We start from the raw sequence: 25,641 nt of genomic DNA on the forward strand, positions 1-25,641 counted from the left end.
ACAACGTCGTCGTCATCTGATTCTTTCTTCACTCGCGGTGACTGCCGCCCTGAGCTTGGTGTTCGGGGGAGTCGTCACGGCCGCTCATGCCGACGAGCTGGTACCCACCCCGGTCGGAAACAATATCGAGGTGCGGCCGACCGACCCGAACGGCAACAAGGGCATCTACCTGGGCTTTAGCACCGTTCTCGAAGCCGGAGTCACTTCTGTGACCACATCCACGACCGGCCCGGCTCCCGTCGGGTTCACGCTCGCCCTCGACACGCCCTACTTCTTTTACCCCGAGACTACGGCCGTCACGAGCGGCCCCATCACCGTCTGTATTCAACACAGCGATATTGACGTTCCGGACCAAATGTTCAGTCGGGACATGATTTGGCAGATCGTCAATGGCCAGTGGCAAACACTCGATTACCCACCCGGAACCTACTGCGGCGAAGCCGCCAGCCTCGACGGACCGTTCGCCGTCGGTGGCACGCTCAAGGGTGACACTCCGATCGGTACCAATGTTGTCGTCACTCCGAGTGGTTATCCGGGTGGAGTCGGCAGTATCCCGACGGCGTTTTTCGACACCGTCACGGTGGCCGGAATCACCACGGTCGCGTATGCACCGTCGCAGCCGACGCCGGTCGGGTTCGACCTGCGCAGCAGCTACTACAACTTCGCCACGACCGCTGAATTTTCCGGGCAGGTATACTTCTGCGTCGATCAAATGGACCTGCGTTTTTGGGATGGCTATTTCCCCCCGGACCTGAGAGCCATGGAAGCCGCCAGCCTCCTACGAATGTACCAGTTTGAATCGGGCGTCTGGCGTGATATCACGAGTTCCCAGGGTACGTCTACTTGCGGGAGAACCACGTCTTTCGAGCCCGTGGTGCTGGGTCAGCCGCCGGCCGGAATCACCCCGGTGGGTTCCAGAGTGAGCCTCGCACCGTCCGGGCAAAATGCGACAAGTCCCCCGGTTCGAGTCGAGTTTGATACCGTTACGGCCGCCGGGAACACCGCCGTCACCGAGTCGGCGATCGGACCAGCCTCAACTATCTTCGACACTGTCATCACACCAGCCTTCCTTGAACTCTCGACGACGGCCACCTTTACCGGGCGCGTTCTGGTTTGTGTCCAATACGCGGAAAGCTTGTACGCCGACGGAAACCGTCTCTTTCACTTTGAGGGCGGACGCTGGAAGGAGATTGCGCTGGGCAACGAGGAGGGGATCCTCTGTGGATATGCGGCAGGGCTGGGAACGTTCACGATTGGGCTGCCCCGGGCGGGCAGTACCCCGATCGGAGCGGATGTGCGGGTCGACCTCTACACCCCGGAATACCCGTACGCCGCCCTGACCTTCGACTCGATAACGTCCGACGGGATCACCTCTTCTGCCCTCACCACGACCGGGCCGACGCCGAGTGGATTCACCACGATGACCGACCCGCCGGTCTACCTAAATCTGGAGACCACGGCGGGCTACGGCGGCAGCATCCTGGTCTGTCTGTCTTTTGACACGTCGACCATGACCGATGAGCAAGCGCTTGACCAGCACCTGTACCACTTCGTGGATGGTGCGTGGCAGGACATTACGAGTCAACGCTCCTATGGCCGTGTGTGCGGAACGACGTCGTCACTGTCGCCATTTGTCGTGGGGGAACCGTTGCGGGCACCGAGCCTGGCGCCCGCTCCGACACCGAGCGTCACGGGCACGCCCCAGGTCGGCTTCCAGCTGACTGCCGTTCCCGGTCGCTGGGGGCCAGGGACCGTGGACCTGAGCTATCAGTGGAAACGTAACGGCGCGGCTATTGTCGGTGCGACCGGTCTCAAATTCCAGCTGTCCGGCGCCGATGCGGGCGAGAGCGTGAGCGTATCCGTCACGGGCACCAAGGCCGGCTACTCCGCGACCACCCGGTCAAGTACCCCTGTTCTCATCGCGATCGGCGTGCTGGACGAGACGCCCGTCCCCGAGATTGTCGGCACAACCACCGTGGGTAAAACTCTCGGCCTATCGACCGGCGCCTGGCGCCCGGCCCCCGTCGACCTCGCCGTGCAGTGGAGTCGCAATGGGGCGCCCGTCGTCGCCGCCACGACCAGCACGTACGAGCTGACCGCGGCCGACTTGGGCGGCACGATCACGGTGACGGTGACCGGAACAAAGGTGGGGTACGGCGCCATCAGCACGACCAGCGCCGCGACGGTACCGGTCGAGCCGGGCAAATTGATCGGTCCGATTCCGAGCATCAGCGGAGTAGCCAAGGTTGGCCAGCAACTCGTTGCGGTGCCCGGCGTGTGGACTCCCACTGCGTCCCTGAACTACCAATGGTTCCGCGGAGGAACGCCCGTTTCGGGAGCTACAGCCGCGACCTATGCGCTCACCTCGATGGACCGAAATTACCGCATGACCGTCACTGTTACCGCCACTCTGACCGGCTACCTGAGCGTAGTGAAGAAGAGCGCTGCAACGCCTAAAGTCACGTAGCACTCCATCAGGAGCCACGAGCTGCCCGGCACGGGGCGCTGATCTGTGCAAAGGTACCCGTGTGGGGTTCGCCGCCCGGAATAAACATAATGTTTGTATTAGAGCATGCTTCCAGCGGTTAGATGACCACTCCACTTCGGCAAGGAGTCTCGTGTTTTCCCTTTCTGACCTGCACATTCCGATCATCGCGGCACCGATGGCCGGCGGCGCCTCCACGCCCAACCTCGCGGTCGCCGTGGGCAATGCTGGCGGCCTGGGCTTTTTGGCTGGCGGCTACAAGACCCCGCAGGCCCTGGCAGAGCAGATCGTCGACGTGCAGCAGCGTTCCGAGAACGCCTTCGGTGTCAACCTGTTTATTCCTCAACCGGCTCTGAGCGATCGCGCCGCCGTCGACGCCTACCGCGATGAACTGGCCCGCGAGTACGCCGCTGCGGATTTTCCTGAGGTTGTCGCGGAGGACGACGACTGGTTCGCCGAGAAGGTCGCCGTGGTCATCGAGCGCCGGGTTCCCGTTATCTCGTTCACCTTTGGGTTGCCTCCAGCAGACGCTGTAGAGCGGATGCACGCGGCTGGCTCATTCCTGATCGCCACGGTGACCTCGGTGCCCGAATCCCTCCAGGCGGTCGACCGTGGCGTCGACGCGATCTGCGTGCAGGGGCCGGAAGCGGGCGGACACCGGGGGACCTTCACCACGCAGGGCGAACCGGGCACCCTGGCATTGGGAGAGTTGTTGATCGCGATTCGCGAGGTGGTGACGCTGCCGCTGATCGTGGCGGGCGGCATCCACTTGGGCGGGCAGATCGCCTCGTTGCTGGCCGCCGGAGCTGCGGCCGTTCAACTCGGCACGGCCTTTCTGCGCACCGCGGAGTCCGGCGCGAACCCGGCCCACCAGGAAGCCCTCGTCGACCCGCGATTTGTCGAAACGGTCATCACCCGGGCCTTCTCCGGCCGTCCGGCCCGAGCCTTGCGAAATGCGTTCATCACCGCCCACGAGGCGACCGCGCCCCACGAATATCCGCAGGTGCATCACCTCACCAAGGGCCTGCGAGCGGATGCCGCCCGCCGGGGCGACCCGGACGGGCTAGCGCTCTGGGCCGGAACAGGCTTTCGCGCCGCGGCCGCTGGCCCGGCCCAGTTAGTTCTTGCGTCCCTCTGGACAGGCGCAACAGCCGCGGTCGATGGTCGTTAGCCACGGTAGCTCACAGTTCCTCGTGGACGCCGATCGCGGATGAGCAGAACGACGGCGATCCCGACCACTGCACCAAGAAGGGTTTCCCATCCGCGGTCAGTGAGCAAGGATATCGGGTCGATCGGGCTGGCGAGTTGGGTCATGAGCAGGATGACGGGCGTGAAAAAAGTGAGGGCGAGACCGTAGTGGCGCGCCATGAATAGTTCGGTCGGGAACTGCAAGACCATGACGAGGATAACGAGCACGGTCGTACTGGGATGCAGGAGCAGAATACCCGCCGTGAGGCCCAGACCGGCAAAGGTGCCGAATATTCGATGGACGCCACGCTGCACTCGGCTGGGAAGATCGGCACCGGCGAGGGGAACGGCCGCAGCGGCCATAGCCCAATAGGCGTGGCCGATCCCGAATACGAGGCCGAGAACGCCGGCGGCTGCCACAGCGACGACATAACGGGTGGCGTGCACGCCCGCCTTCGCGAGCCATGGCCGGGAGAGGGGTTCGCGAGTGCGTCTCGCCGTCGCATCCCAAGCGCGGCTTCGAAACCAGCCAGCAAACCCGACGAGTAGGGAAAAGACTGCGGATGCGGCGCAGATCAGCGCGGCAGTCCAGAGCGGAATGACTGTGGGGATCGACGCGCAGGCTCCGAGCGCGAAAATACCGAAGAATGGCCCGGCTGGTCTGAGCTGTATTTTGTCGGCCACGAGTGAACCTAGCCCGGCCAGGGAGGCTTCGATGGCGACCAGGGCCCAGACCTCGATGTGGGTGATGGACAGCGCCACCCCGATGGTCACCCCGGTCAGCAGTACTGCCGCAGCCTGGGCCTGATGCACCAGCCGCAGCTGATGGGTTTCACCGCGGCCGTACATGCCCGTGAAAGCACCAAAGACGGCATAGATGCTCAACTCCGGATGGCCGGAGATCAACAGGACCAGAACCGGGACGGTGACCCCGAGGCCCACGCGAAGGGCTGGCCAGTGATCATCGACCGCGGGTCCGACACTGATGAGCGCGCGAATATACGACAGCGTCGGACGCACGGGGTGTCACGGCCTTTCGATCAGAACAATGGCGGCGCGGCGTCGAAAACGGAACCCGGTTACCTGGTCATCATCGGGTCCATCACTTAGCTGGGGCCAACGGGCGCTCTCGGTGCCATCGATTGACTGGTTCCGCGCTCGACTGCTGCGGTCGTACCAGTCTGTACCCCTATGACCGGCCTGTCCAAGACTCGAAGTTGACCAGCCGATAACCGCACATTATCAATCAGTCATCGGTGTCGCAGGAGCTCCGGGCGCGACCGGCGGCAGGCCCCGATCGAACAGCTCCCCCAGAGAAAGTCGTGCCGCAACGGCGGCGAATGCCCGTGCGGTCACCGAACCAGGCGACGCCGCGCTGATTGCTGCAGCGACGCGCGCGGTCGCGACGGGGTCGACGAGCGGCACGATGCGGGTCCGCGATGACGGCGTAATGGTTTGTACCCACGAATGTGGCACGATGCTGGCCCATCGGCCCGTCTTCATGTGCGCGTGGAGGGACGCGATCGAATCCGTCTCGACCTGTGGCACCATGTGAATCTGGTTTCGACTGAAGGCATCGTCGATCACTTGTCTGCTGCGCATTTCCGTCGTCAGGACAGCGAGGGGGAGCTGGGACGCCTCGAGCCAGGTCATCGTCGCTGGAATGTCTGGAATGAGTTCGGCGGAGGCGATGAGAACATAGCGTTCTTCATACAGGGGCACGAAAAATAGTCGTGGGTCGTCACCGTCATCGAGATAGGTGACGCCGGCATCCAATTCAAAACTGCGCAGTCGCCGCGCGATTTCGACCGCAGAGAGACCCGACGTGATTTGCACCCTGGCCAAGGGATGCGCAGCACAGAACGCGGCCACCGCCAGTGCGACCGTTGTCGAGGCACTCGGTACGACACCCAGGCGCAACACGCCGGTGACCCCGGACTGGACGGCTTGAACCTCCGCCTTGAAAGCGTCCTGCTCCGCCAGAATGCGTTTGGCCCAGATCACCAAGCGTTCGCCCTCCGGCGTCAGCCCCTCAAAGGCGTGATCACGATTGATCAGAGAGACATTGAGCTCGTGTTCCAATCTGCTGATTGCCGCGGAGAGTGCTGGCTGGGAAACGTGGCACGCAGCGGCCGCACGCGCGAAATGCCGTTCCCGGGCGACAGCGACGAAATATTCGAGCTGGCGAAAACGCACGGGCTCTCCTTCCGTTGTGATAATCATTGCGGCGTGCACCCCAAGGTAGGCTCATTCGACAGGGTGTGTAGCCACCGCCCTCTGGTAGATCAGCGTCGATCGGCGCGAAACAACTCTCTGGCCGCTGGGCCAATCAGATCGCACGACAAGAAATGGTTATCCTTTGCGTAAAAAAACTATGTTCCGGGCGGGCAAGCTCTCGGTCGCCGTCATGGCGCTGCTGGCTCTCGGCGGCGGATTCCTCGGCGTCAGCGCCGCGGCCGCAAGCCAGCCACTGGCCCAACCGCATGCTGCGGTCACCGGCGAAAACTACGTCATCGGCACCGACACCACCTTCGCACCGTTCGAGTACCGTGAAGACGGTGAACTGACCGGCATCGACATGGACCTGATTCGTGACATCGCGGCGAACCAGGGTTTCACGGTCGAGATCAAGTCGCTCGGTTTCGATGCCGCCCTGCAGGCGTTGCAATCCAACCAGGTCGATGGCGTCATCGCCGGCATGTCGATCACCGACGAGCGCGAGCTCATCTTCGACTTCTCCGACCCGTACTTCGATTCCGGCGTGCAGATGGCGGTCGCCGAAGACAACACCGAGATCACCGGGTACGCCGACCTGGTCGGCGAGACCGTCGTCGCCAAGCGGGGGAGTGAGGGTGAAACCTTCGCCAACTCGATCAAAGACGAGTACGGCTTCACCGTCAAGGCGCTGGCCGACTCTGCCACGATGTATGACGATGTCAAGGCCGGCAACTCCGTCGCGGTCTTCGACGACTATCCCGTGCTTGCCTACGGCATTAACCAGAACAACGGGCTCAAGTCCGTCACCGAGAAGGAACAGGGCAGCTCCTACGGTTTCGCGGTCAACAAGGGCCAAAACCCCGAACTGCTCGCCGCGTTCAACACCGGTCTGGCCGAGCTGAAAGACAACGGCGAGTACCAGACCATTCTTGATACCTACCTGGAACAGCCGGCGCCCGCCATGGCATCCGGTTTCTTCGGTCTGCTCAGCGACAGCATGCCGGCGCTGATGAAGGGTCTCGGCCTGACTCTGCTGGCGACCGGCCTGTCGATTCTGATCGCCCTCGTGCTCGGTGTGCTGTTCGGGTTCTTCAAGGTCTCTGAAAGCCGCGTGCTGCGCGGCATAGCGAGCGTCTACGTCAGCATTTTTCGAGGGACGCCGCTGCTCGTGCAGGCGTTCTTCTTCTACTTTGGGCTGCCGCAGCTCACCGGGCAGTCGATCGACGTGCTGACGGCCGGTGTTCTCACCCTGAGCCTGAACGCCGGCGCCTACATGACTGAGATCGTGCGCGGCGGTATCCAGTCGGTCGACCCGGGCCAGACCGAAGCCGGCCGCAGCCTCGGCCTCGGCTACGTCACCACCATGCGACGCGTCGTACTGCCGCAGGCCGTGAAGATCATGACGCCCTCGTTCATTAATCAGTTCGTGATGACCCTGAAAGACACCTCGCTGCTCGCCGTGATCGGGTTCGCCGAGCTCACCTATCAGGGCCAGCAGATCTACGCCGCGAACTTTCGCACCGGTGAAACGCTGCTCATCGTGGCGGCGCTGTACTTCATCGTCATCAACCTGCTCACCATGCTCTCCAACAAGCTCGACAAGAGGTTCAACAAATGAGCAAGATCAGTGTCAGTGGCCTCCGCAAGTCGTTCGGATCCAACGAGGTGCTCAAGGGCCTCGACGTCGAGATCACCGAGGGTGAGGTCGTCTGCGTCATCGGCCCTTCGGGTTCGGGCAAGTCCACCTTTCTACGCTGCCTGAACAAGCTCGACGAGCTCAGCGCCGGCACTGTCATCGTCGACGGATTCAACCTCAGCGACAAGACGGTCGACCTCAACGAGGTGCGGCAGCACATCGGCATGGTTTTTCAGCACTTCAATCTGTTTCCGCACATGACGGTACTGCAGAACATCATGCTCGCGCCGACCGAGTTGAAGAAGGAATCCAAAGCGGATGCCCGAGCCACCGCCCTGAAACTGCTCGACCGGGTAGGTCTGTCCGACAAAGCGGATGCCCGCCCCGCGCAGCTCTCCGGTGGCCAGAAGCAGCGCGTTGCGATCGCTCGGTCACTGGCCGTGAACCCCGACATCATGCTTTTCGACGAGGCCACGAGCGCCCTCGACCCGGAGATGGTCGGCGAAGTGCTTCAGGTCATCCGTGATCTCGCCGCCGAGGGCATGACCATGGTCGTGGTCACCCACGAAATGGGTTTCGCCCGCGAAGTCGCCGACCGAGTCATCTTCATGGCCGACGGCGTCATCGTCGAGGAGGGCACCCCGGCCGAGCTCTTCGGCAACCCGCAACAGGAACGCACCCAGGACTTCCTGTCGAAAGTGCTCTGAACCGCGACCTACGCGGGCGATTAACGTCAGGCGCGGTCGCCGACGATCTCTTCGCGCACCCGGCGCAGGTCTTCCATGAGCGATCCGATCAGAATCCAGTGGTCCGGGTGCGGCGTCACGATCCGTAGCGGCGCGGTCAATGCGAGTACGTCGGGAGCGGCCGGCTCCGGTAACGACGTCTGGTCACCGTCGGCGCGGGCGAGCAGGCCCAGGTCATGCGCAGCCCGGGCCAGTTCCCGGGAGAAAGCCTGAACGGTCGGTTCGAACTGCAGGGATGGGTCGTAGTGATCATGCAGTGCACGAGTCATGCCGATTGCGCGGGTCACGAGAGTCGGCAGTCGCTCGATCATGTCGTGGTCGGCGTCGAGTGCCACTCGCAGCTTGGCCTTGCGAGGATTGAGCATGAGACTTTCCTCAGCCTGTGCGATGGCCTTCTCCGCCGACGCGAGCATGGGGCGCAGCAGCCGGGCCTTGATCATCAATTCCATCAGGTCGATCGGACTCTGTGGGGTGCGGAGCGCCTGCGCAATGCGGTCGAAGGTATCGGCCAGCTCGCGAGCCAACAGGCCGACGGCGTCGCGGGCGGGCGCAATCAGCACCGGGGGAACGATAAGGGCATTGATGACGAGGGCGATTCCCGCCCCGATGAACGTCTCGAAGATGCGATCGAGGGCGTAACCGGGAGTCGTGGCACCGAGTGCAAGCACGAGCATGGCGCTAATGGGAATCTGACTCGCCGAGGACGGGGACAGACGCAGCACCCACGCTACGAGGATGCTCACCACGATAGTGCCGAGCACGACCCAGCTGGACTGGCCGAGAAAGAAACCGATCGTCGAGGCGATGATGACACCGCCGATGACGCCCGCGGTGCGTTCGATCGCGCGCCCGAAGGTCTGGTTGACGCTCGGCTGCACCACGAGCAGGGCAGCGATCGCGGCAAAGATCGGCAGGTCGCTCGGCAGCAGCAGCTGGGAGACAGCCCAGGCCAGAGCCACGGCCACGGCCATCTTGACGACCTGCAGCAGCGGGAGCCGTTTGGAGATGCGCAGGGCCGAGGTTAGTTTCACTGGTCAAGGGTAACCCGGGGCGGGTAAGTCAAGCGGATGCCGGTGCGTCCGCTTTCACCGTCTGCCGAATTGGCACGCCGAGAAACCGGGCGTAGCCCTGCACGGCCAGGCCGAAGCTCCGCTGCGTTTTCGCGGCCCGAGTCCGGGCCGCGGCCGTGGCCGCGTCCTCGAACAGTGCGGCCTCGGTGGTCAGGCCGGACGCCACGATCTTCTTGCGCCACGTTCCGACGACGCGACCATTCGTGACCACGAGCGGCAGGAAGATGCCGTTGAGTCCGGGCACGACTCGAACCAGCTCGTCAGTGGAGATCACATGGCTGCGATCCCGATACCCGAGCAGATACTCGTCGAACCCGGGCAGCGCGAGCACCGGCGTGTGCTGCGGTGCCGCATCCGCTGTTTCGGCCGCCATGAAATACGCCGCACCGTCGACCTGTACCTCGGTCAGACGGTTCCGCGCCACGGCCAGCCCTGTTTTCGAGTCGGCCACGGTGAGTTGCGACCACCAGGCAAAATCAACTAAAGTCGCCGGCCCGTGGCCGAGAAAATACCGGTAAACGAGCTCACCGAGCGCCTCGTCGTGCTCGAGCCGTCGCGGGTTCGGCACCCACTCATCGAGCAGCACCAATCCCTGCTGGGTGCCCACCTGCCGGCCCCAGCACAGGGTGCCGGTGAGGGCGAGGTGCGCGATCGTGTGGTAGCCACGCTGGCCCTCAGTCGACAGGCCGGCCGCCCGCAGCATTTCCATGAACTCGGCCCTGCTCAACTGTTTATGGCCGGTCAGGGCGTTGATCGCGGCTTCACGGGCCCGCTCCAGCACGACCGTGTCGAGGCCCGACCGCTCATTGATCGTGCGGGTTTTCGCGAGCAGCCGCGGAGTCGTTAGACCCTGCATCCAGCCCAGTTCGCGAGCCGGAACAAAATGCAGCGTGCCCCGCATCGGCCAGGACCGCACGATCTCGCCGGCCGAAATGACGGCCTGCACATCATCGAGAGTCGTGCCGGGGGAGCGCACCCCGAGGGCCCACTGCCCGGCGGGGTAGTCCTGAGCCTGTACCGCGAGCATCCGCTCGGCGACGGCGACTGCGCCGGGTAGCGTAACCCCGGCCAGTCCTTGGGCCTGTAGGCGCAGGCGCACGACGTCGGCGCGGGAGGCGGCAGCTGGCATGACACCAGTATGCCGACTCCCGCGCCGGGTGTAGTTATCCCCACCCATCGACTATTTCGCGCGCCGCCCTGGCGTGGAACGCACCACGCGGATCACGCGGGCACTACCGTCCGAGGTCTGGGTTCCGAAGGCATCGAAGTCCACGGTCGACTCATCCTCGCGGAAGCCGTCGGTATCGTCCGTGCCGCCGCCTGCCGGGGGACCGACGGTAGGTCCGCCGCGGCCGAACCGACGAAGCAGCGCCTTGACGATCGGCGGACCGGCCAGGAACACCACGATCACCGTGTAAATGACGACCGCGAGCGGTTCGCTCAGTAGCGCTGCTGGATCGCCAGCACTGATCTGCAGCGCGCGGCGCAGCTGACGTTCCATCTCCGGGCCGAGGATGGCCCCGACGATGATCGGCAGCACCGGAAACCCGAAGCGCCTGGCCATGTAGCCGAGGGCACCAAGCAGGAGCAGAATACCGATGTTGAAGGTCTGCATACCGGCCGAGTAGGCGCCGAGCGTGGCGAAGAACAGAATACCGGCGTAGAGGTAGGGCCGCGGAATGCGCAGCAGTTTAGCCCAGAGCGGGGCGAGCGGCAGATTGAGCGCGAGCAGCAGGGTATTACCGATAAATAGGCTCGCGATTAGCGTCCAGACCAGAACCGGTTCGTTCTGAAACAACATCGGACCCGGAGGGATGTTGTACTGGTTAAATGCGGCGATCATCACGGCGGCGGTAGCCGTGGTGGGCAGACCGAGGGTCAGAAGCGGAACCAGCGTTCCGGCGGCGGAAGCGTTGTTGGCTGCTTCCGGTCCGGCTACGCCCTCGATGGCACCGTGCCCGAACTGCTCAGGATGCTTCGACAGCTTCTTTTCTGTCACGTACGACAGAAATGTGGGAATCTCGGCGCCGCCGGCCGGGATGGCCCCAAACGGAAAACCAATGACCGTGCCACGTAGCCACGGCTTCCACGAGCGCTTCCAGTCGTCCTTGCCCATCCACGGCACACCGACCGGGATCGTCGGTGGTGTTCCGTGACGCAGGTGGGCGGCGATCCACAGCGCCTCACCGACCGCGAACAGGGCCACGGCGATGACGACGACGTCGATGCCACCGGAAAGAAGCGGTTGGCCGAAGGTCAGCCGTGCCTGCCCGGTCGTGCCGTCGAGCCCCACGAGCCCGATGGTCAGCCCGATGAACAGCGAGGCGAGACCGCGAATACGGCTCGAGCCAAGCACTGCGCTCACGGCGACGAAAGCGAAGACCATCATCGCGAAGTACGAGGGAGCCCCGAGGCCGATCGCGATCGCCACGATGAAGGGGGCGACGAAGACGAGGGCGCCGGTGGCGAGGGTGCCGGCTACGAACGAGCCGATCGCGGCGGTCGCGAGCGCCTGGGCACCGCGGCCGGCCTTGGCCATCTTGTTGCCCTCGAGTGCCGTGACGACCGAGGAGGATTCGCCAGGGGTATTGAGCAGAATCGAGGTCGTCGAGCCGCCATACATGCCGCCGTAGTAGATACCGGCGAACATGATCAGCGACCCCGTCACGTCCAGCGCATACGTGAGGGGCAGCAGCAGGGCCACGGTCATGGCCGGGCCGATGCCGGGCAGCACTCCGACGGCGGTGCCGAGCAGCACACCGATGAGGGCGAACAGCAGGTTTTGCAGGGTCAGCGCGTTGCTGAACCCCTCCATCAGGAGGGCGAGGTTGTCCATCAGAGAATTCCCGTCAATAGGCCGGCCGGCAGGTTAATGCCGAGGCCCAGTACGAAGCCGTAAAATGTTCCGACGGCCAGAAGAATGCCGATCACGAGCGCCCAGACAAAGCGCCTCGAGCCGAGCAGCAGGGCGGAGCCGTAGAACAGCAGCGCACTGCCAATCACGAATCCGAGAAAGTCCATCGTGAGGGCGAAGACGAGAATCAGGCCACCGAGGCCGAAGACGGTCGGCCAGTGGGCCTTTTGAGTGAGGTCGATGTCCTCGCCGTCTTCGGCCTCGGCGTGGCCGCCCCGCAGCACAGAGATCGTCAGGGCGATCGCACACAGACCCAGGCCGATCGCGATGATCGTGGGAACGACCCGCGGTCCCATCACGCCGACATTGATGGCGGTGTGACGGATGTTCGCGGTATCGACCGCGATCACGATCGCGATCACCGCGAGCAGGGCGGCGACGCCGAGCTCGGAGCGACCCTGGAGTCGAGCGCGCAGCCCGGGGGCTACTGCTGTGCTGGGGGCGGTCATGGTTAGACCAGGCCCAGAGTTTTCAGCACGTCGGCGACGCGGGTGTCCTGCTCGGTGAGGAAGGTGCTGAAGTCGTCGCCGGTGATGAAGGCATCGGTCCAGCTGTTGTCTGTCAGAACCTGCTGCCACTCGTCACTGTCGTGCATTGCTGTGACGGCGTCGACGAGGCGGGCAATTTCGGCATCCGTCAGACCCGGAGCGGCCAGGAGACCGCGCCAGTTGGTGAAGACCAGATCGATGCCTTCTTCGGTCAGGGTGGGCGCGTCGACGACGGGTACCCGCTCCTCGCTCGTAACGGCCAGCACGCGCAGGTCGCCCGACTTCACCTGTTCGAGGAATTCACCGTAGCCGGAGGCTCCGAAAGCCAGCTTGCCGCCGAGAAGGGCCGGTAGCAATTCGCCGCCGCCGTCATAGGGGATGTAGTTAACCGTCGTGGGGTCGATGCCGACGGCATCGGCGAGCTGCATCGGCAGCAGGTGGTCAGGGCCTCCCGGGGATGAGCCGCCGCCGACGGCGAAGTTGGCCGGGTCGGCCTTCCACGCGGTGACGAGATCGTCAATGGTCTCGTAGGGAGAATCGGCAGCGACGAAGATGGCGCCGGCTTCTTCGATGAGCCCGGCGATCGGGGTCGCGTCGGCAACCTTGGCATCGCCCTCGTTGGTGTACGCGGCACCGACGACGCCGAGCCCCATCATGAGCATGAAGTTGGCGTTGCCGGTCTCGGTGAGGGTGCGGGCGAGGCCGACGGTTCCGCCGGCGCCGGCCAGGTTGGTGACCTCGGTGCCGGAGGCCACCCCGAGGTCGTCCATTACCTTGACCGCGGCGCGACCGGTGACGTCGTAGCCACTGCCGGGAGCGTTGGGAATCATCACCTGCAGGTTTTCGATCGGGCCCTCGTCGGTGGCCTCGGTGGTCGTGGCGCTCGTGACTCCGCAAGCGCTGAGGGCGAGCGCGACGGCACCGGCGAGAAAGACGGTGCCCGCCGTGCGGCGCGTGCGCGTGGTGCGTGCTGTGATTGGCATGCTCAAATCCTCTTCGATTTCTGGCGAGCCTCTTTGCTGGCCGAGTTCAGCCTGCGTGCTGGGTCGGCCGGGCACAACTTGTGACTCTAGTGAACGTTGTGTAGCTTGCGGTTGCTCGGTGTGGTTCGAGAAATTTCGGTTTGGCTCCACGATGGGGGAGTATTTCTTATGGCCAGAGCCGACCGGAGGAACCCGATGCGAAAACGTGAGGCGCAGTCATCGCTGCCGGGGGCGCGCCCGCGCGGGTCGGGCATCCGTTCGAGCCGCCTGAGCCTGACCCGTCAATTGTTGCTCTTCCAGTTGAGCCTGATCGCCCTCGTTCTCGTGGCCATCACGGCTATTTCGATTGATCAGACCCGCAGCGGCTTTGAAAGCGGCGCCCAGCGACGCATGCTGACGGTCGCCGAATACACCGCTGCCAACCCGCTCGTGCGCAGCCTGCTCGACGCTGGGGCGGTGCCCCAGCAATACTCCGTTCCGATTGAGGCGCTCCGCACCACAACTGGAGTCGACCAGCTGATCGTGACGGATGCGGCCGGCCGAATCATCGCATCACCGGCCGATCCGCGGCTGCTCACGACCGACCTGGCCATCGATCCCACGCCGGACGAGTCTGATGCTGCGTGGGCCGGCGCTGCCCCGATCGGCGCCAACGACTATGTTGTCGCGCAGGTGCCGGTGCTGTCCAACTCTGGTGAGGTCGTGGGCTCGGTGGTCGCCGCCCGACAGTTTCCGACCGTGACCGAACTGCTCGCGTCCGCGGCGCCGAACCTGCTCACGTATCTCGGGGTGGCCGGGGTGCTCGGCGTCGCGGGATCGCTGCTGCTGGCGGCTCGGGTGAAACGGCAGACCCTGGGCCTCGAGCCGGAACAGATCGGTCGGCTGGTCGAGCATCGGGAGGCGATGATCCACGGCATCCGGGAGGGGGTGATCTCCGTCGACAGCGACGGACTCATCACGCTCGCCAATGACAGCGCGCGAACCCTGCTCGGTTTGCCCGCTGACGCGGAAGGCCGGGCGATCGACGCGGTAGGCCTCGATGGCGAGGCGGTGCGGGCGCTGCGCCAACAGGAGGTCGGCGACATTGATACAGTGTTCGTGAACAGGGGAGTGCTGCTCGTGCTCAACCAGACACTCATTCACCCACCCCGGTCGCGCCCCGAGGTCGTCACCACCCTGCGCGACCGCACCGAACTGGTCACTCTGCAGCACGATCTCGGCAGCAGCCGCCAGACTACCGATACGTTGCGCGCCCAAACCCACGAGTTCGCGAACCGGCTGCACACCATTTCAATGCTCATGCAGCTTGGCGATACCGCAGCGGCGGTCGAATACGTCGACGCCGTCACGCGCGACCGCACTGACCTCGACAACTCAGTTCTTACCCGCCTACAGGAGCCGGCGGTGGCCGCGCTCGTGATCGCCAAGACGTCGCTCGCTCGTGAACGCGGTGCCACGCTCGAACTCTCGGCTGAATCGACCCTGGCTCGGGTCGACGCTGACCTCTCCACCGATCTCGTCACCGTGATCGGGAACCTGGTCGACAACGCCCTCGACGCCGTCACCGGTGCCCCCGAACGCGGTGTGCGGCTCGACGTACAACCCATTCCCGGTGCTGTGCGGGTGACGGTGAGTGATTCCGGGCCTGGCATCGATATTGCGCTCATCGACCGGGTGTTCGAGGTTGGTGTGACGAGCAAATCGACGCTCGGCGATACCGACGTTCACGGCTACGGACTCGCCATTGTGCGCCTCGTGGCGACGCGTCGCGGGGGATCGGTGGGCTACCGGGCCGAGAACGGTGCCGTATTTGAGGCCGTGCTCCCGATCGACGCGGCCCGGTCAGTCGACGAGAAGGAGCAAACCCGTGTGTGACGTACTCGTCGTCGACGACGATTTCATGGTGGCGCGCGCCCACGAACGCATTGTGGATCAGCAAGATGGTTTCACCGTGGTCGGCGTCGCGGCGTCCGGTTTCGACGCGCTCGCCCAAATTGCCGACAAGGCCCCGCACCTCGTCCTCCTCGACATGTACCTGCCCGATATGACCGGCCTCGACGTGATCCGTCGCGCGCGAGAGGCGGGGTGGGCTGTGGACTTTCTCGTGCTCAGTGCCGCCCGCGAGGCAGACATGGTCACCGCGGCGCTGCAGGGCGGCATCGTGAGCTACCTGCTCAAACCGTTCAAGATCACCGAGTTGCAGTCCCGGCTGGCGGGGTACGCCGAAAGACGACGACTGCTGGACCGTACCGGCGACCTCAGCCAGAGCGACCTTGACCGGATGATCGGACGCGCATCCACTGTGACACCCACGGAGGCAATCTCCACACTGCCGAAAGGCCTTAGCAAGGAGACGGCGGCGCTGGCCGCCTCGGCCCTGGCCGGCAGCGAACCCGACCTGGCCGCGTCGGAGTGCGCCGAACTGCTCGGTCTGTCCCGGGTGGTGGCACGCAAATATCTGGAATACTTCGTAGCTACGGGGCAGGCAGCTGTCAGCCTGCGCTACGGCCAGACCGGCCGCCCGCAACGGCGTTACGCCTGGCTGGCCGGCTAACTTCCAGCTTGTCAGCCCAGGTCGTCGTCGGTGCGAGCGCCGAACACGATCTCGTCCCAGCTCGGCATAGACGCCCGACCGCGTTTGGGCGCAGTACGACCGTGGTTCGTGCGTTCCTGGGCGCGGGCAGCCTGATTGGCCCAGGCATTACCGGTCGGTTCGGGGGTGGTGGCTGGCGCAGCACTGGATTCATCGGTGGCCGTGGCGTCGGTCGGCGTCGCCGAACGGGGCCGCAGCGACTGGGTGGGAGCCGGCACCGAAGCGGAGGCCATCGGCTTGGCTGCAGACGCATCCCCGCTCGACGCCGCCTCGCGTTCGCCGCGTCGTCGACGCAAGGATTCCAGGAGGTCAGCGGTTTCGCTCATGTTCGAGGCCGGTTCTGCAGCACGCTTGATGGCCGCTTTCGACACCGCATCGTCCCGGCTCAGCGAGCGCGAGTGCGGCACGGCTTCGAGGTTGGGGCTGGTGTCGTTCAGAATCTCGTCGGCGAGGGATTCCTTGAAGTTGAAGGCGTTACTGTCGAAACGCGACACGTCGGCGGCGCTCGTCTCGGAGCCGACGGCACGTAGGCGCGGGATCAACGAACCCTTGAGCTCTCCCTGCTGCGACAGCGCGACGGCTTCGCTGCCGACCGGCGACAGGGAATTCTTTTTTGGTTCGAAACCCCACCGGGCGTCATGGTCGATCTCGTCGGCGGTGAACGACAGCTTGACAATCCAGCCGCCGCCGGGCTCTTTCCAGCTTGCCCAGCGCTCACCGGTCGCGCCGAGTGAGGCGAGCCGTTCGCGAATGACGCTGCCGAAGTTGACGTTCTCGTCGATCGGATCCGGGTCTATGGCGGTGTGCACCGGAACACTCAACGCCGAGGAGACGATGTATTCCCGCTCGGCCACGACCGGGCCCTCGAAACGGCGCACGTACTCGAGCGATGCCCCGGTGACCGCCGCGACGTCCTCGGCGGACATGCCGGAGCGGATGTGCGCCTGCACTTCCCGCGGCGATAGCTTAGGCGCGTTGGCGCGTTCCGTCTGGGTTTGGCGAAGCCGGGACTGAAGAACCTCGTCGATGGCGATGCGATATCGGTCGCCATCTTCGGACGCTGCGAGCAGCGCACCGTTCTCAACCCCAATAACCTTCAATTCCTGCATGAAGACAAGCCCTCTCGCGATTACCGTTGGCTGCAAGACTGCCACGGGTTGGTGCCCTTTTGCGGGAATACGCCGGGCGTGCCGCAAGTTGTTTCTTCGTGTCCGAATAAAAAGGTTGGCGGACGGTTTGCTATTCCGTCTGGATTGTTGGAAACTGTGGCCGCCGATTTCGTTTTTCGGCGTAACTGAAATGGATGGGCATGGCAACCGATTACGACGCACCCCGAAAGACTGAAGACGACTCCGAGTCGATCGAGGCTCTCAAGGAACGTGTGCCAGACAAGATGTCCGGCAGCGTTGATGTCGACGACTCCGACAACCCCGGTGGGTTCGACCTTCCGGGCGCCGACCTGTCCGACCTGGATCTCGATGTCGTCGTCCTGCCCGCGCAGGCCGACGAGTTCACCTGCGTGAATTGCTTCCTCGTGAAGCACCGCTCGCAGATGGGCCACGAAACCAAGCTCGGCACCGTCTGCCTGGAGTGCGACTCCTAAACCTTCACTCCACGTTGGCCGTTCGCGATTCATTGATCGCGGCGGCCAACTTTTTTGGGTGGCGGCTGGAGATGACCCAGTACGGTGCCGGGTCGGTCACATCAACGATGGGCACGCGCACGACCGGATCGATCCAGCCGCGAATGAGCAGCCAGGCTCGGGCATCCAGCCTGGGCCCACGCTCCTGGGTGGCCTCCGACTTTTCATATGCGGTTGCTTCGCCGAGCAGCCCGGTAGAGATCGTGGCGGGGCCGGCGGTCAAAACGCCGTTCTGCACCCGCACGACGGGCGCGGCCAGCACGAGCAGCAGCACGCATCCGCCGTATAAAACGGCGGCCGTGACGATACCCGCAAACAGGGAAATCGGCACGAGCACGAGAATGCTCGCTGGTATCACCAAGGCGGTGACGATGAAGGCCCACGCGTTGGGCCACAGTTTTTCTCGGTATTCAGGCATGGCTCTATTCGATCAGATATCTGCACTACCCTCGACACGTGGCAGAAAGCGTCGAAGTACTGATCCAGGCATCCATCCTCCCAAACTATGCACACCCCGGTGATGCCGGGGCTGACCTGCATGCTGCCGAGGCACACGTGCTGGCCCCGGGAACCCGTGCACTTGTCGGTACCGGCGTGTCGATCGCCCTTCCCGATGGCTTTGCGGCCTTCGTTGTTCCTCGCAGTGGTCTGGCTTTCAAACATGGCATCACGATCGTCAACTCGCCCGGAACAGTGGATGCCGGCTACCGCGGCGAAATCAAGGTGACCTTGCTGAACACCGATCTGAATGAATCGTTCACGATCGCGGTCGGCGATCGCATCGCCCAACTCATCGTGATGCCCATCGTTCGTGCCACGTTTATTGCCGTCGATAAACTTCCGGGCAGCCAGCGCGGTGAGGGCGGTTTCGGCTCGACCGGCGTTGTGCCGCGCGCGGCGGCCAGCACTCACACCAGCGCACCAGTATCGGGCCGAACGGTCCCGCAGTCAGGAGACAACCAGTGAGTGACCTCACGAACCCTGGGGAGATCCCCGAACCGATGCCGAAGTCGGCGCCCGAAGACCGCGAAACCGAGGGCCCGCTCGACGAATCAGAGGCCAACCCGGTGCGTCCGTATGTGGACCTCGGTGGTATCAAGATCCTCCCGCGGGAGGGCCTGCACCTGCGCCTCGAGATTGAAGAGGGCAGTAAGCGAGTGGTGGCCATCGGCCTTGACTTCGCCGGATCGACCCTGCAGGTACAGCCGTTCGCCGCGCCGCGCTCAAGCGGCCTGTGGCATGAAATTCGCGATCAGATCGCCGACCAGATCGGCAAGCAGGGGGGAACCACGACCCCGCGAGAAGGCCCGTTCGGCCCCGAGCTCGTCGCCGAGATCCCCGTTGCGGCCGGACAGGAAGCCGGCGGTGTCACCCGCCTCGCGCGCTTCATCGGTGTTGACGGTCCGCGCTGGTTCCTGCGGGGAGTCATTGCCGGCGAGGGAGCAATCGACCCGGAGGCTGCCGCGCAGATCGAAGACCTGTTCCGTAGCATCGTTGTCGTGCGCGGGTCCTCACCGATGCCGCCGCGTGACCTGATTCCGCTGCGCATGCCGGCCACCCCCGCTGGCGCGACCGAGCCCACCGCAGTCTAAACAGGCCATGAGCGACACCCCCAAGGATCAGCCGGAGCAGTCCGGCGAACCACATGCCGCACCGAAAGACGCGTTGCCGCCGACAGCCTCCGGACTGTTTGCTGAGTCGATGGCCGGCGCGGCGCGGCGCGCCGGGTTTGGCGCGGCAACCGAGGGAAAGCCGATCGGTGGCCAGGCGCTGCTGGCGGCGATGGGCGGCATTCGCGGCCTGATTGAAGCTGTACTGCCGGGCCTGGTCTTTCTGATTACTTACTCGCTCACTATCGATCCCTCCACAAACGTGGCGAGCGACCCGATCGGCACCTTGCTGCCCTCGCTCGTGGCGCCCCTCGTGATCGGCGTGATCTTCGTCGCCCTGCGGGCGATCACCAGACAGACCACGACACCGGCACTCGGCGGCCTCGTCGGAACCGCGATCAGCGTCGCGCTCGCACTGTTCTCGGGCAAACCGTCCGACTTCTTTCTGGTCGGCCTGTGGACCAACGCCGGTTACGGCGCGGCCCTGCTGCTCTCCGTACTCGTGCGCTGGCCACTCATCGGCGTGGCCGTCGGTTTTCTCATGGGCGATGGTGTCGCCTGGCGCCTCGACGCGACCAAGCGCCGAGTGCTGACCATCCTCACCCTGTGTTGGACCGGTCTCTTTCTTGCGCGTCTCGCCGTGCAGCTGCCGCTCTACCTGGCGAACAACGTCGAATTGCTCGCCTCGATGAAACTCCTCATGGGTATCCCGCTGTACGCGCCGCTCCTGATCGTTTCGTGGCTCATGGTGCGCTCGGTCTATCGCAAAGCGGATGCCGTTGACGCGGTCTGAATGAAGACTCGGGCGCCGTCGCGCCCTGCTAGAGTTATCTCGACGTCAAGATAGTTGCCCGGCGAGAATTCGCCGATACAACGTGATGGAAAGAGGCAGTCCCCGGCATCCGCCGGTTAGGCTTGCCTTGCTGGCACGAGGGTGTGCCTGCCACAAGAATTGAGGATTGCCGCCGGTCTCCCGTCGGCTCCCACAACGGAGAGGGCATTGTGTCGGATTCAACAAATACCGCGGTAAATAGCTTCGGAGCCAAAGACACCCTGCGCGTCGGATCGACGGACTACGAAGTCTTTCGTCTGGACGCGGTCGACGGCTACGAAAAGCTGCCATACAGCCTGAAGGTGCTGTTGGAGAACCTCCTCCGCACCGAGGATGGCGCCAACATCACCGCCGAGCACATCCGTGCCCTCGGCGCGTGGGTACCCACCGCTGATCCCGACACCGAGATCCAGTACACGCCGGCTCGCGTCGTGATGCAGGACTTCACCGGTGTTCCCTGCATCGTCGACCTCGCCACCATGCGCGAAGCCCTCGTCGAACTCGGCGGCGACGCCAAAAAGATCAACCCGCTCGCCCCGACCGAAATGGTCATTGACCACTCCGTCGTCGCCGACCTGTTCGGCACGACCGACTCGTTCGAGCGCAACGTGGAAATCGAGTACGAGCGCAACGGTGAGCGTTACCAGTTCCTCCGCTGGGGCCAGACCGCGTTTGACGACTTCAAGGTCGTTCCGCCGGGAACCGGCATCGTGCACCAGGTCAACATCGAATACCTCGCCCGTGTCACCATGACGCGAGAGGTCAACGGCGTTTTGCAGGCCTACCCGGACACCTGTGTCGGCACCGACTCGCACACCACCATGGTCAACGGCCTCGGCGTGCTCGGCTGGGGCGTCGGCGGAATCGAAGCCGAAGCTGCAATGCTTGGCCAGTCGGTCTCCATGCTCATCCCCAAGGTTGTCGGCTTCAAGCTCTCCGGCATCATCCCGGCCGGCGTCACCGCAACGGATGTCGTGCTCACCATCACGCAGATGCTCCGCGCGCACGGTGTCGTCGGTAAGTTCGTCGAGTTCTACGGGTCGGGCGTCGCCTCCGTACCACTCGCCAACCGCGCCACCATCGGAAACATGAGCCCCGAGTTCGGCTCGACGGCCGCCATGTTCCCCATCGACGACGTCACCCTCGGCTACCTGCGCCTCACCGGTCGCAGCGAAGAGCAGGTCGCGCTGGTCGAGGCCTACTCCAAGCTTCAGGGCCTCTGGCACAACCCCGACCAGGAGCCGGTTTTCAGCGAGTACCTCGGACTAGACCTCTCCACGGTCGTCCCGTCGATCGCAGGACCGAAGCGCCCGCAGGACCGCATCATCCTCTCCGAGGCCAAGACCCAGTTCGAGCGCGACCTGGACAACTACGCCAATGCGCCCGTATCCCTCGTGGACGCGGCAATAGAGGGCACTTTCCCGGCCTCGGACCCGATCGGCCTCACCCCGCAGGACGAAGAGACCGCGCACAACCACGCGTTCGAGAGCGGCCTGGCCCGGCACACCAGCCACCCGACGCAGTCGCACCCGCAGCCGACCGACGTCACCCTGGCCGACGGCCGTGAGTTCACGATCGACAATGGTTCCGTTGCGATCGCGGCCATCACCTCCTGCACCAACACCTCCAACCCGAGCGTTATGCTGGCGGCCGGCCTGCTCGCCCGCAACGCGAGCCTCAAGGGCCTCAAGAGCAAGCCGTGGGTCAAGACCACGCTCGCTCCCGGCTCCAAGGTCGTCACCGAGTACTACGCGAAGGCCGGCCTGAACGGCTACCTCGAAGACCTCGGTTTCTATCTCGTTGGCTACGGCTGCACGACCTGCATCGGCAATTCCGGTCCGCTCGAAGACGAAATCTCCACCGCCGTGCAGGAGAACGACCTCGCCGTCACCGCAGTGCTGTCCGGTAACCGCAACTTCGAGGGACGCATCAACCCCGACGTGAAGATGAACTACCTGGCCAGCCCGCCGCTCGTCATTGCCTACGCTTTGGCCGGAACGATGAACTTCAACTTCGACACCGACTCGCTCGGTACCGACCAAGAGGGCAACGACGTGTTCCTCAAGGACATCTGGCCCGACGCCGACGAGGTGCAGAAGACCATCGACGAGTCGATCGACTCGAACATGTTCGAGACCCAGTACGCCGGGGTCTTCGACGGTGACGAGCGTTGGCAGTCGCTTGAAACTCCCATCGGCGATATCTTTGCCTGGGATGCCGAGTCCACCTACGTGCGGAAGCCCCCGTACTTCGACGGCATGACGCTGGAAACCAGCCCGGTCGTCGACATCTCGGGTGCTCGCGTACTCGCCAAGCTCGGCGACTCCGTCACCACCGACCACATCAGCCCCGCCGGTTCGATCAAGGCGGATGGCCCAGCCGGCCGGTACCTGGCCGAGCACGGCATCGCCCGTGGCGACTACAACTCCTACGGTTCGCGTCGTGGAAACCACGAGGTCATGATTCGCGGAACGTTCGCGAACATTCGCCTGCGCAACCAGCTCCTCGACAACGTCGAGGGTGGATTCACCCGCGACTTCAGCGTTGCTGGAGGCCCAAAGGCCGACATTTACGATGCCAGCCAGAACTACCAGGCCGCCAAAACCCCCCTGGTTATCTTCGGTGGCAAGGAGTACGGTTCGGGTTCCAGCCGCGACTGGGCAGCCAAGGGCACGAGCCTTCTCGGCGTCAAGGCCGTCATCGTGGAGAGTTTCGAGCGCATTCACCGCTCGAACCTCATCGGTATGGGTGTTGTGCCGCTGCAGTTCCCGGTGGGCCAGAGCGCCGATTCGCTTGGCCTCGATGGTACCGAGATCGTCTCGGTCTCGGGCATCACCGAGTTGAACAACGGTACGACCCCGAAGACCGTGCACGTGACCTGCGCTCCGAGTGAATTCTCGGCAGCGGGCAAGGCGCCGGTCGAGTTCGACGCCATCGTGCGCATCGATACCCCGGGCGAAGCCGAGTACTACCGCAACGGCGGCATCCTGCAGTACGTGCTGCGCTCGCTCGTCTAAGCCGGCACCTCGCGCGACCAGCACGACACCGGCGCGTAGACTCGATCTATTCGGGTCTACGCGCCGGTTTGCTTGTGAGTGGTGTTGATGAACAGTCTTGATGAACAGTGACGTGAAAGGTGTGACGGATGACCCTTCTGGAGACGATTCATGGTCCCCGGGACCTCGATGGTCTCTCGAAAGAGCAGCTGCCCCAGCTAGCCAGCGAGATCCGTTCCTTTCTCGTACGGGAGATTTCCAAGACCGGTGGACACCTGGGTCCCAACCTCGGCGTCGTCGAGCTGACCATCGCCATCCACCGGGTCTTTCACTCACCGACCGACCCCATCGTCTTTGACACCGGTCACCAGTCCTATGTGCACAAGCTGCTCACCGGGCGCCAGGACTTTCGCAAGCTCCGCCAGGTCGACGGGCTTGCGGGCTATCCACAGCGCTCCGAATCCGAGCACGACATCGTTGAGAGTTCCCACGCCTCCAGCTCGCTGTCCTGGGCAGACGGCATCTCCCGTGCCTTTGAAATGACCGGACAAAAAGAGCGGCACGTCGTCGCCGTCGTCGGCGACGGAGCACTGACCGGGGGAATGACCTGGGAAGCGCTCAATAACATCAGCGACGACAACACCCGCAAGCTCATCATCGTGGTCAACGACAACGGGCGCTCCTACGCACCGACCATCGGCGGCATGGCGCGTTTCCTCAACACCATCCGCACGCGGGCCAGCTACCGGGATGCGTACCTCACCAGCAAAGACGTGTTCGATCGCCTGGGTACGCCCGGACGGGCCGTCTGGCGCGGTGTGCGTGGTGGCCTGCACGGCTTCCTCGCCCGGCTCACAAACAACGAAGCCCTGTATTCCAACCTCGACATCAAGTACATCGGCCCGATCGATGGGCACGACGTGCACGCGATGGAGGAGGCCCTCGCCCAGGCTAAGGGCTACGGCGCACCGGTCATCGTGCACGCCATCACGCAAAAGGGTAAGGGCTACGACCCGGCCGTGCAGGACATCGCCGACCAGTTCCATGCGGTCGGGCAGATCGACCCGGAAACGGGCGAATCCGTCGAAGAGCCCGGTGCGGCATCCTGGACCTCGGTCTTCGCCGACGAACTATTGCAATTAGCGATCGGGAACGAGCGCATCGTGGGCGTCACCGCCGCCATGCTGCGTCCGACCGGCCTACACAGGATGGCCGAGCGTTTTCCCTCCCGTGTGCACGACGTGGGAATCGCCGAACAGCACGCGGTGACCAGCGCTGCCGGGCTGGCCTACGGCGGTCTGCACCCGGTCGTCGCGCTCTACGCAACGTTCATCAACCGCGCCTTCGACCAGGTGCTGATGGACGTTGCCTTGCATAAAGCCGGCGTCACCTTCGTTCTCGACCGCGCCGGGGTAACCGGGCCGGACGGCCCGAGCCACCACGGCATGTGGGACCTCGCTATTCTGCAAGTCGTTCCCAATATTCGCCTGGCGGCACCGCGCGACTCCGTTCGGCTGCGTGAAGAACTGGCTGAGGCCGTTGTCGTCGACGACGGGCCGACGGTCCTGCGCTACCCCAAGGGCACCGTCGGGCTCGAGTTCGAAGCCATTCGCCGCCTAGACGACGGCGTTGACGTGCTCCAGGAAGCGACCCAGCTGGACGTCCTCATCGTGACAGTCGGCCCGATGGCGGCGATGGGGCTCGATGTAGCTGACCGCCTTGCCGCCCAGGGCATCGGTGCAACCGTTGTCGACCCACGCTGGGTCGTGCCCGTGCCGCGGAGCATTATCAGCCTCGCGGCCGCACATCGTATCGTCGTCACGATCGAAGACGGCATTCGAGTGGGTGGAATCGGCACGCGGATCCGTCAGGACCTGCGGGAGGCGGGCGTCGACACGGCGGTGACCGAACTTGGCTTGCCCGACCAGTTCCTCGATCATGGCAGCCGTGCCCAGATTCTCGAGCGGGTCGGACTCACTCCGCAGGTGATCGCCCGCGACGTGGTCGCGATGGTGCTCGGCAGCAAGATTCCCAACGCCAGGCCGCTGCCCGCCGATCACACCGACACCGGCGCCATCCAGGTAACCCGCCGGGACTAGTCCCCTCCGCAGCCCCGTCCTGCCTTGTTCGTACTGCCGCGTCCCGAACAGTCTTGTCCTGAATGCGGACGGGGCCCGGGCCCCGTCCGCGGGCCCAGCTTATAAACTGGGCCCGCGTTCACAAGGTGGGCCCAGTCGCCAG

General features: G+C 64.3%; 21 protein-coding genes. 12 read left to right on the forward strand and 9 right to left on the reverse strand.

Annotation, left to right across the window (positions count from 1 at the left end; translation table 11 throughout):
• The first annotated feature begins 37 nt into the window (after positions 1–37).
• On the forward strand, positions 38–2,467 hold the full coding sequence (locus tag E3T39_RS02475) for a hypothetical protein (protein ID WP_134513152.1): 2,430 nt from the start codon (positions 38–40) through the stop codon (positions 2,465–2,467).
• Between the two features lie 151 nt (positions 2,468–2,618).
• Positions 2,619–3,656, forward strand: coding sequence for a nitronate monooxygenase (locus E3T39_RS02480; protein ID WP_134513153.1), 1,038 nt, complete (start codon positions 2,619–2,621; stop codon positions 3,654–3,656).
• Here E3T39_RS02480 and E3T39_RS02485 read toward each other — a convergent pair.
• Positions 3,653–4,693: an FUSC family protein gene (locus E3T39_RS02485; protein ID WP_134513154.1), complete on the reverse strand. Its 1,041-nt coding sequence runs from the start codon at positions 4,691–4,693 to the stop codon at positions 3,653–3,655. The two genes, E3T39_RS02480 and E3T39_RS02485, sit on opposite strands and share 4 nt — an antisense overlap.
• Positions 4,694–4,915: 222 nt before the next feature.
• A complete protein-coding gene (locus E3T39_RS02490; RefSeq protein WP_134513155.1) occupies positions 4,916–5,869 on the reverse strand; it encodes a LysR family transcriptional regulator in 954 nt (317 codons plus the stop codon).
• Between the two features lie 163 nt (positions 5,870–6,032).
• On the opposite strand from E3T39_RS02490, the gene E3T39_RS02495 reads away from it, so the two are divergent.
• Together E3T39_RS02495 and E3T39_RS02500 are read left to right on the forward strand one after the other, a co-directional pair.
• A complete protein-coding gene (locus E3T39_RS02495; protein ID WP_420898129.1) occupies positions 6,033–7,508 on the forward strand; it encodes an amino acid ABC transporter substrate-binding protein/permease in 1,476 nt (491 codons plus the stop codon).
• Entirely contained in the window at positions 7,505–8,233 is a 729-nt protein-coding gene (locus tag E3T39_RS02500; RefSeq protein ID WP_134513156.1) for an amino acid ABC transporter ATP-binding protein, read from the forward strand. The genes E3T39_RS02495 and E3T39_RS02500 overlap by 4 nt, the downstream gene beginning before the upstream one ends.
• Positions 8,234–8,259: 26 nt before the next feature.
• On the opposite strand, the gene E3T39_RS02505 is transcribed toward E3T39_RS02500, so the two are convergent.
• Genes E3T39_RS02505 through E3T39_RS02525 form a run of 5 tightly spaced genes read right to left on the reverse strand, consistent with a single transcriptional unit; the run spans position 8,260 to position 13,727 of the window.
• The gene (locus E3T39_RS02505; protein WP_134513157.1) at positions 8,260–9,303 is read right to left on the reverse strand and encodes an FUSC family protein; all 1,044 of its coding nucleotides are present in this window, start codon (positions 9,301–9,303) and stop codon (positions 8,260–8,262) included.
• Positions 9,304–9,331: 28 nt separating this feature from the next.
• Entirely contained in the window at positions 9,332–10,471 is a 1,140-nt protein-coding gene (locus tag E3T39_RS02510; RefSeq protein ID WP_166784015.1) for a winged helix DNA-binding domain-containing protein, read from the reverse strand.
• Positions 10,472–10,522: 51 nt separating this feature from the next.
• Positions 10,523–12,178, reverse strand: a complete 1,656-nt coding sequence (locus tag E3T39_RS02515; RefSeq protein ID WP_134513159.1) for a tripartite tricarboxylate transporter permease — start codon at positions 12,176–12,178, stop codon at positions 10,523–10,525.
• Positions 12,178–12,705, reverse strand: a complete 528-nt coding sequence (locus E3T39_RS02520) for a tripartite tricarboxylate transporter TctB family protein (RefSeq protein WP_134513160.1) — start codon at positions 12,703–12,705, stop codon at positions 12,178–12,180. Before E3T39_RS02520 ends, E3T39_RS02515 begins: the two co-directional genes overlap by 1 nt.
• Before the next feature lie 2 nt (positions 12,706–12,707).
• Positions 12,708–13,727, reverse strand: a complete 1,020-nt coding sequence (locus tag E3T39_RS02525) for a Bug family tripartite tricarboxylate transporter substrate binding protein (RefSeq protein WP_134513161.1) — start codon at positions 13,725–13,727, stop codon at positions 12,708–12,710.
• A 195-nt stretch (positions 13,728–13,922) separates the two neighbouring features.
• Here E3T39_RS02525 and E3T39_RS02530 point away from each other — a divergent pair, with 195 nt between their 5' ends.
• Positions 13,923–15,602, forward strand: coding sequence for a sensor histidine kinase (locus E3T39_RS02530; protein ID WP_166784016.1), 1,680 nt, complete (start codon positions 13,923–13,925; stop codon positions 15,600–15,602).
• Positions 15,595–16,281, forward strand: coding sequence for a response regulator (locus E3T39_RS02535; protein ID WP_134513163.1), 687 nt, complete (start codon positions 15,595–15,597; stop codon positions 16,279–16,281). The genes E3T39_RS02530 and E3T39_RS02535 overlap by 8 nt, the downstream gene beginning before the upstream one ends.
• Positions 16,282–16,292: 11 nt before the next feature.
• On the opposite strand, the gene sepH is transcribed toward E3T39_RS02535, so the two are convergent.
• On the reverse strand, positions 16,293–17,429 hold the full coding sequence (sepH, locus tag E3T39_RS02540) for a septation protein SepH (protein ID WP_134513164.1): 1,137 nt from the start codon (positions 17,427–17,429) through the stop codon (positions 16,293–16,295).
• A 200-nt stretch (positions 17,430–17,629) separates the two neighbouring features.
• Here sepH and E3T39_RS02545 point away from each other — a divergent pair, with 200 nt between their 5' ends.
• Entirely contained in the window at positions 17,630–17,923 is a 294-nt protein-coding gene (locus tag E3T39_RS02545; RefSeq protein ID WP_092112645.1) for a DUF4193 domain-containing protein, read from the forward strand.
• A gap of 4 nt (positions 17,924–17,927) precedes the next feature.
• On the opposite strand, the gene E3T39_RS02550 is transcribed toward E3T39_RS02545, so the two are convergent.
• Positions 17,928–18,380 carry a DUF3093 domain-containing protein gene (locus E3T39_RS02550; protein WP_134513165.1) on the reverse strand — a complete coding sequence of 151 codons (453 nt, stop codon included), beginning with the start codon at positions 18,378–18,380 and terminating at the stop codon, positions 17,928–17,930.
• A gap of 38 nt (positions 18,381–18,418) precedes the next feature.
• Between E3T39_RS02550 and dut the strand changes: the two genes are divergently transcribed.
• The 5 genes from dut to dxs all read left to right on the forward strand — a co-directional run bounded on the left by dut (position 18,419) and on the right by dxs (position 25,499).
• Entirely contained in the window at positions 18,419–18,928 is a 510-nt protein-coding gene (gene dut / locus E3T39_RS02555) for a dUTP diphosphatase (RefSeq protein ID WP_134513166.1), read from the forward strand.
• 35 nt (positions 18,929–18,963) lie between these two features.
• Complete coding sequence (locus tag E3T39_RS02560; RefSeq protein WP_134513290.1) at positions 18,964–19,554, forward strand: DUF3710 domain-containing protein; 591 nt, start codon at positions 18,964–18,966, stop codon at positions 19,552–19,554.
• A 7-nt stretch (positions 19,555–19,561) separates the two neighbouring features.
• Positions 19,562–20,365: a DUF3159 domain-containing protein gene (locus tag E3T39_RS02565; protein WP_134513167.1), complete on the forward strand. Its 804-nt coding sequence runs from the start codon at positions 19,562–19,564 to the stop codon at positions 20,363–20,365.
• Positions 20,366–20,574: 209 nt separating this feature from the next.
• Positions 20,575–23,421, forward strand: coding sequence for an aconitate hydratase (locus E3T39_RS02570; protein ID WP_134513168.1), 2,847 nt, complete (start codon positions 20,575–20,577; stop codon positions 23,419–23,421).
• 128 nt (positions 23,422–23,549) lie between these two features.
• Positions 23,550–25,499 carry a 1-deoxy-D-xylulose-5-phosphate synthase gene (gene dxs / locus E3T39_RS02575; RefSeq protein WP_134513169.1) on the forward strand — a complete coding sequence of 650 codons (1,950 nt, stop codon included), beginning with the start codon at positions 23,550–23,552 and terminating at the stop codon, positions 25,497–25,499.
• Positions 25,500–25,641 lie beyond the last annotated feature (142 nt).

Origin of the sequence: Cryobacterium suzukii, from assembly GCF_004403185.1 — a bacterium.
In the GTDB taxonomy this organism is placed as follows: Bacteria; Actinomycetota; Actinomycetes; order Actinomycetales; family Microbacteriaceae; genus Cryobacterium; species Cryobacterium suzukii.

Bases quoted from the DNA above. Each gene is read 5' to 3' on its own strand.
- E3T39_RS02500 (WP_134513156.1), top strand. From the start codon at position 7,505: ATGAGCAAGATCAGTGTCAGTGGCCTCCGCAAGTCGTTCGGATCCAAC.
- E3T39_RS02510 (WP_166784015.1), bottom strand. From the start codon at position 10,471: ATGCCAGCTGCCGCCTCCCGCGCCGACGTCGTGCGCCTGCGCCTACAG.
- E3T39_RS02515 (WP_134513159.1), bottom strand. From the start codon at position 12,178: ATGGACAACCTCGCCCTCCTGATGGAGGGGTTCAGCAACGCGCTGACC.
- E3T39_RS02520 (WP_134513160.1), bottom strand. From the start codon at position 12,705: ATGACCGCCCCCAGCACAGCAGTAGCCCCCGGGCTGCGCGCTCGACTC.
- E3T39_RS02525 (WP_134513161.1), bottom strand. From the start codon at position 13,727: ATGCCAATCACAGCACGCACCACGCGCACGCGCCGCACGGCGGGCACC.
- E3T39_RS02530 (WP_166784016.1), top strand. From the start codon at position 13,923: ATGCGAAAACGTGAGGCGCAGTCATCGCTGCCGGGGGCGCGCCCGCGC.
- sepH (WP_134513164.1), bottom strand. From the start codon at position 17,429: ATGCAGGAATTGAAGGTTATTGGGGTTGAGAACGGTGCGCTGCTCGCA.
- E3T39_RS02545 (WP_092112645.1), top strand. From the start codon at position 17,630: ATGGCAACCGATTACGACGCACCCCGAAAGACTGAAGACGACTCCGAG.
- E3T39_RS02550 (WP_134513165.1), bottom strand. From the start codon at position 18,380: ATGCCTGAATACCGAGAAAAACTGTGGCCCAACGCGTGGGCCTTCATC.
- E3T39_RS02560 (WP_134513290.1), top strand. From the start codon at position 18,964: ATGCCGAAGTCGGCGCCCGAAGACCGCGAAACCGAGGGCCCGCTCGAC.
- E3T39_RS02565 (WP_134513167.1), top strand. From the start codon at position 19,562: ATGAGCGACACCCCCAAGGATCAGCCGGAGCAGTCCGGCGAACCACAT.
- dxs (WP_134513169.1), top strand. From the start codon at position 23,550: ATGACCCTTCTGGAGACGATTCATGGTCCCCGGGACCTCGATGGTCTC.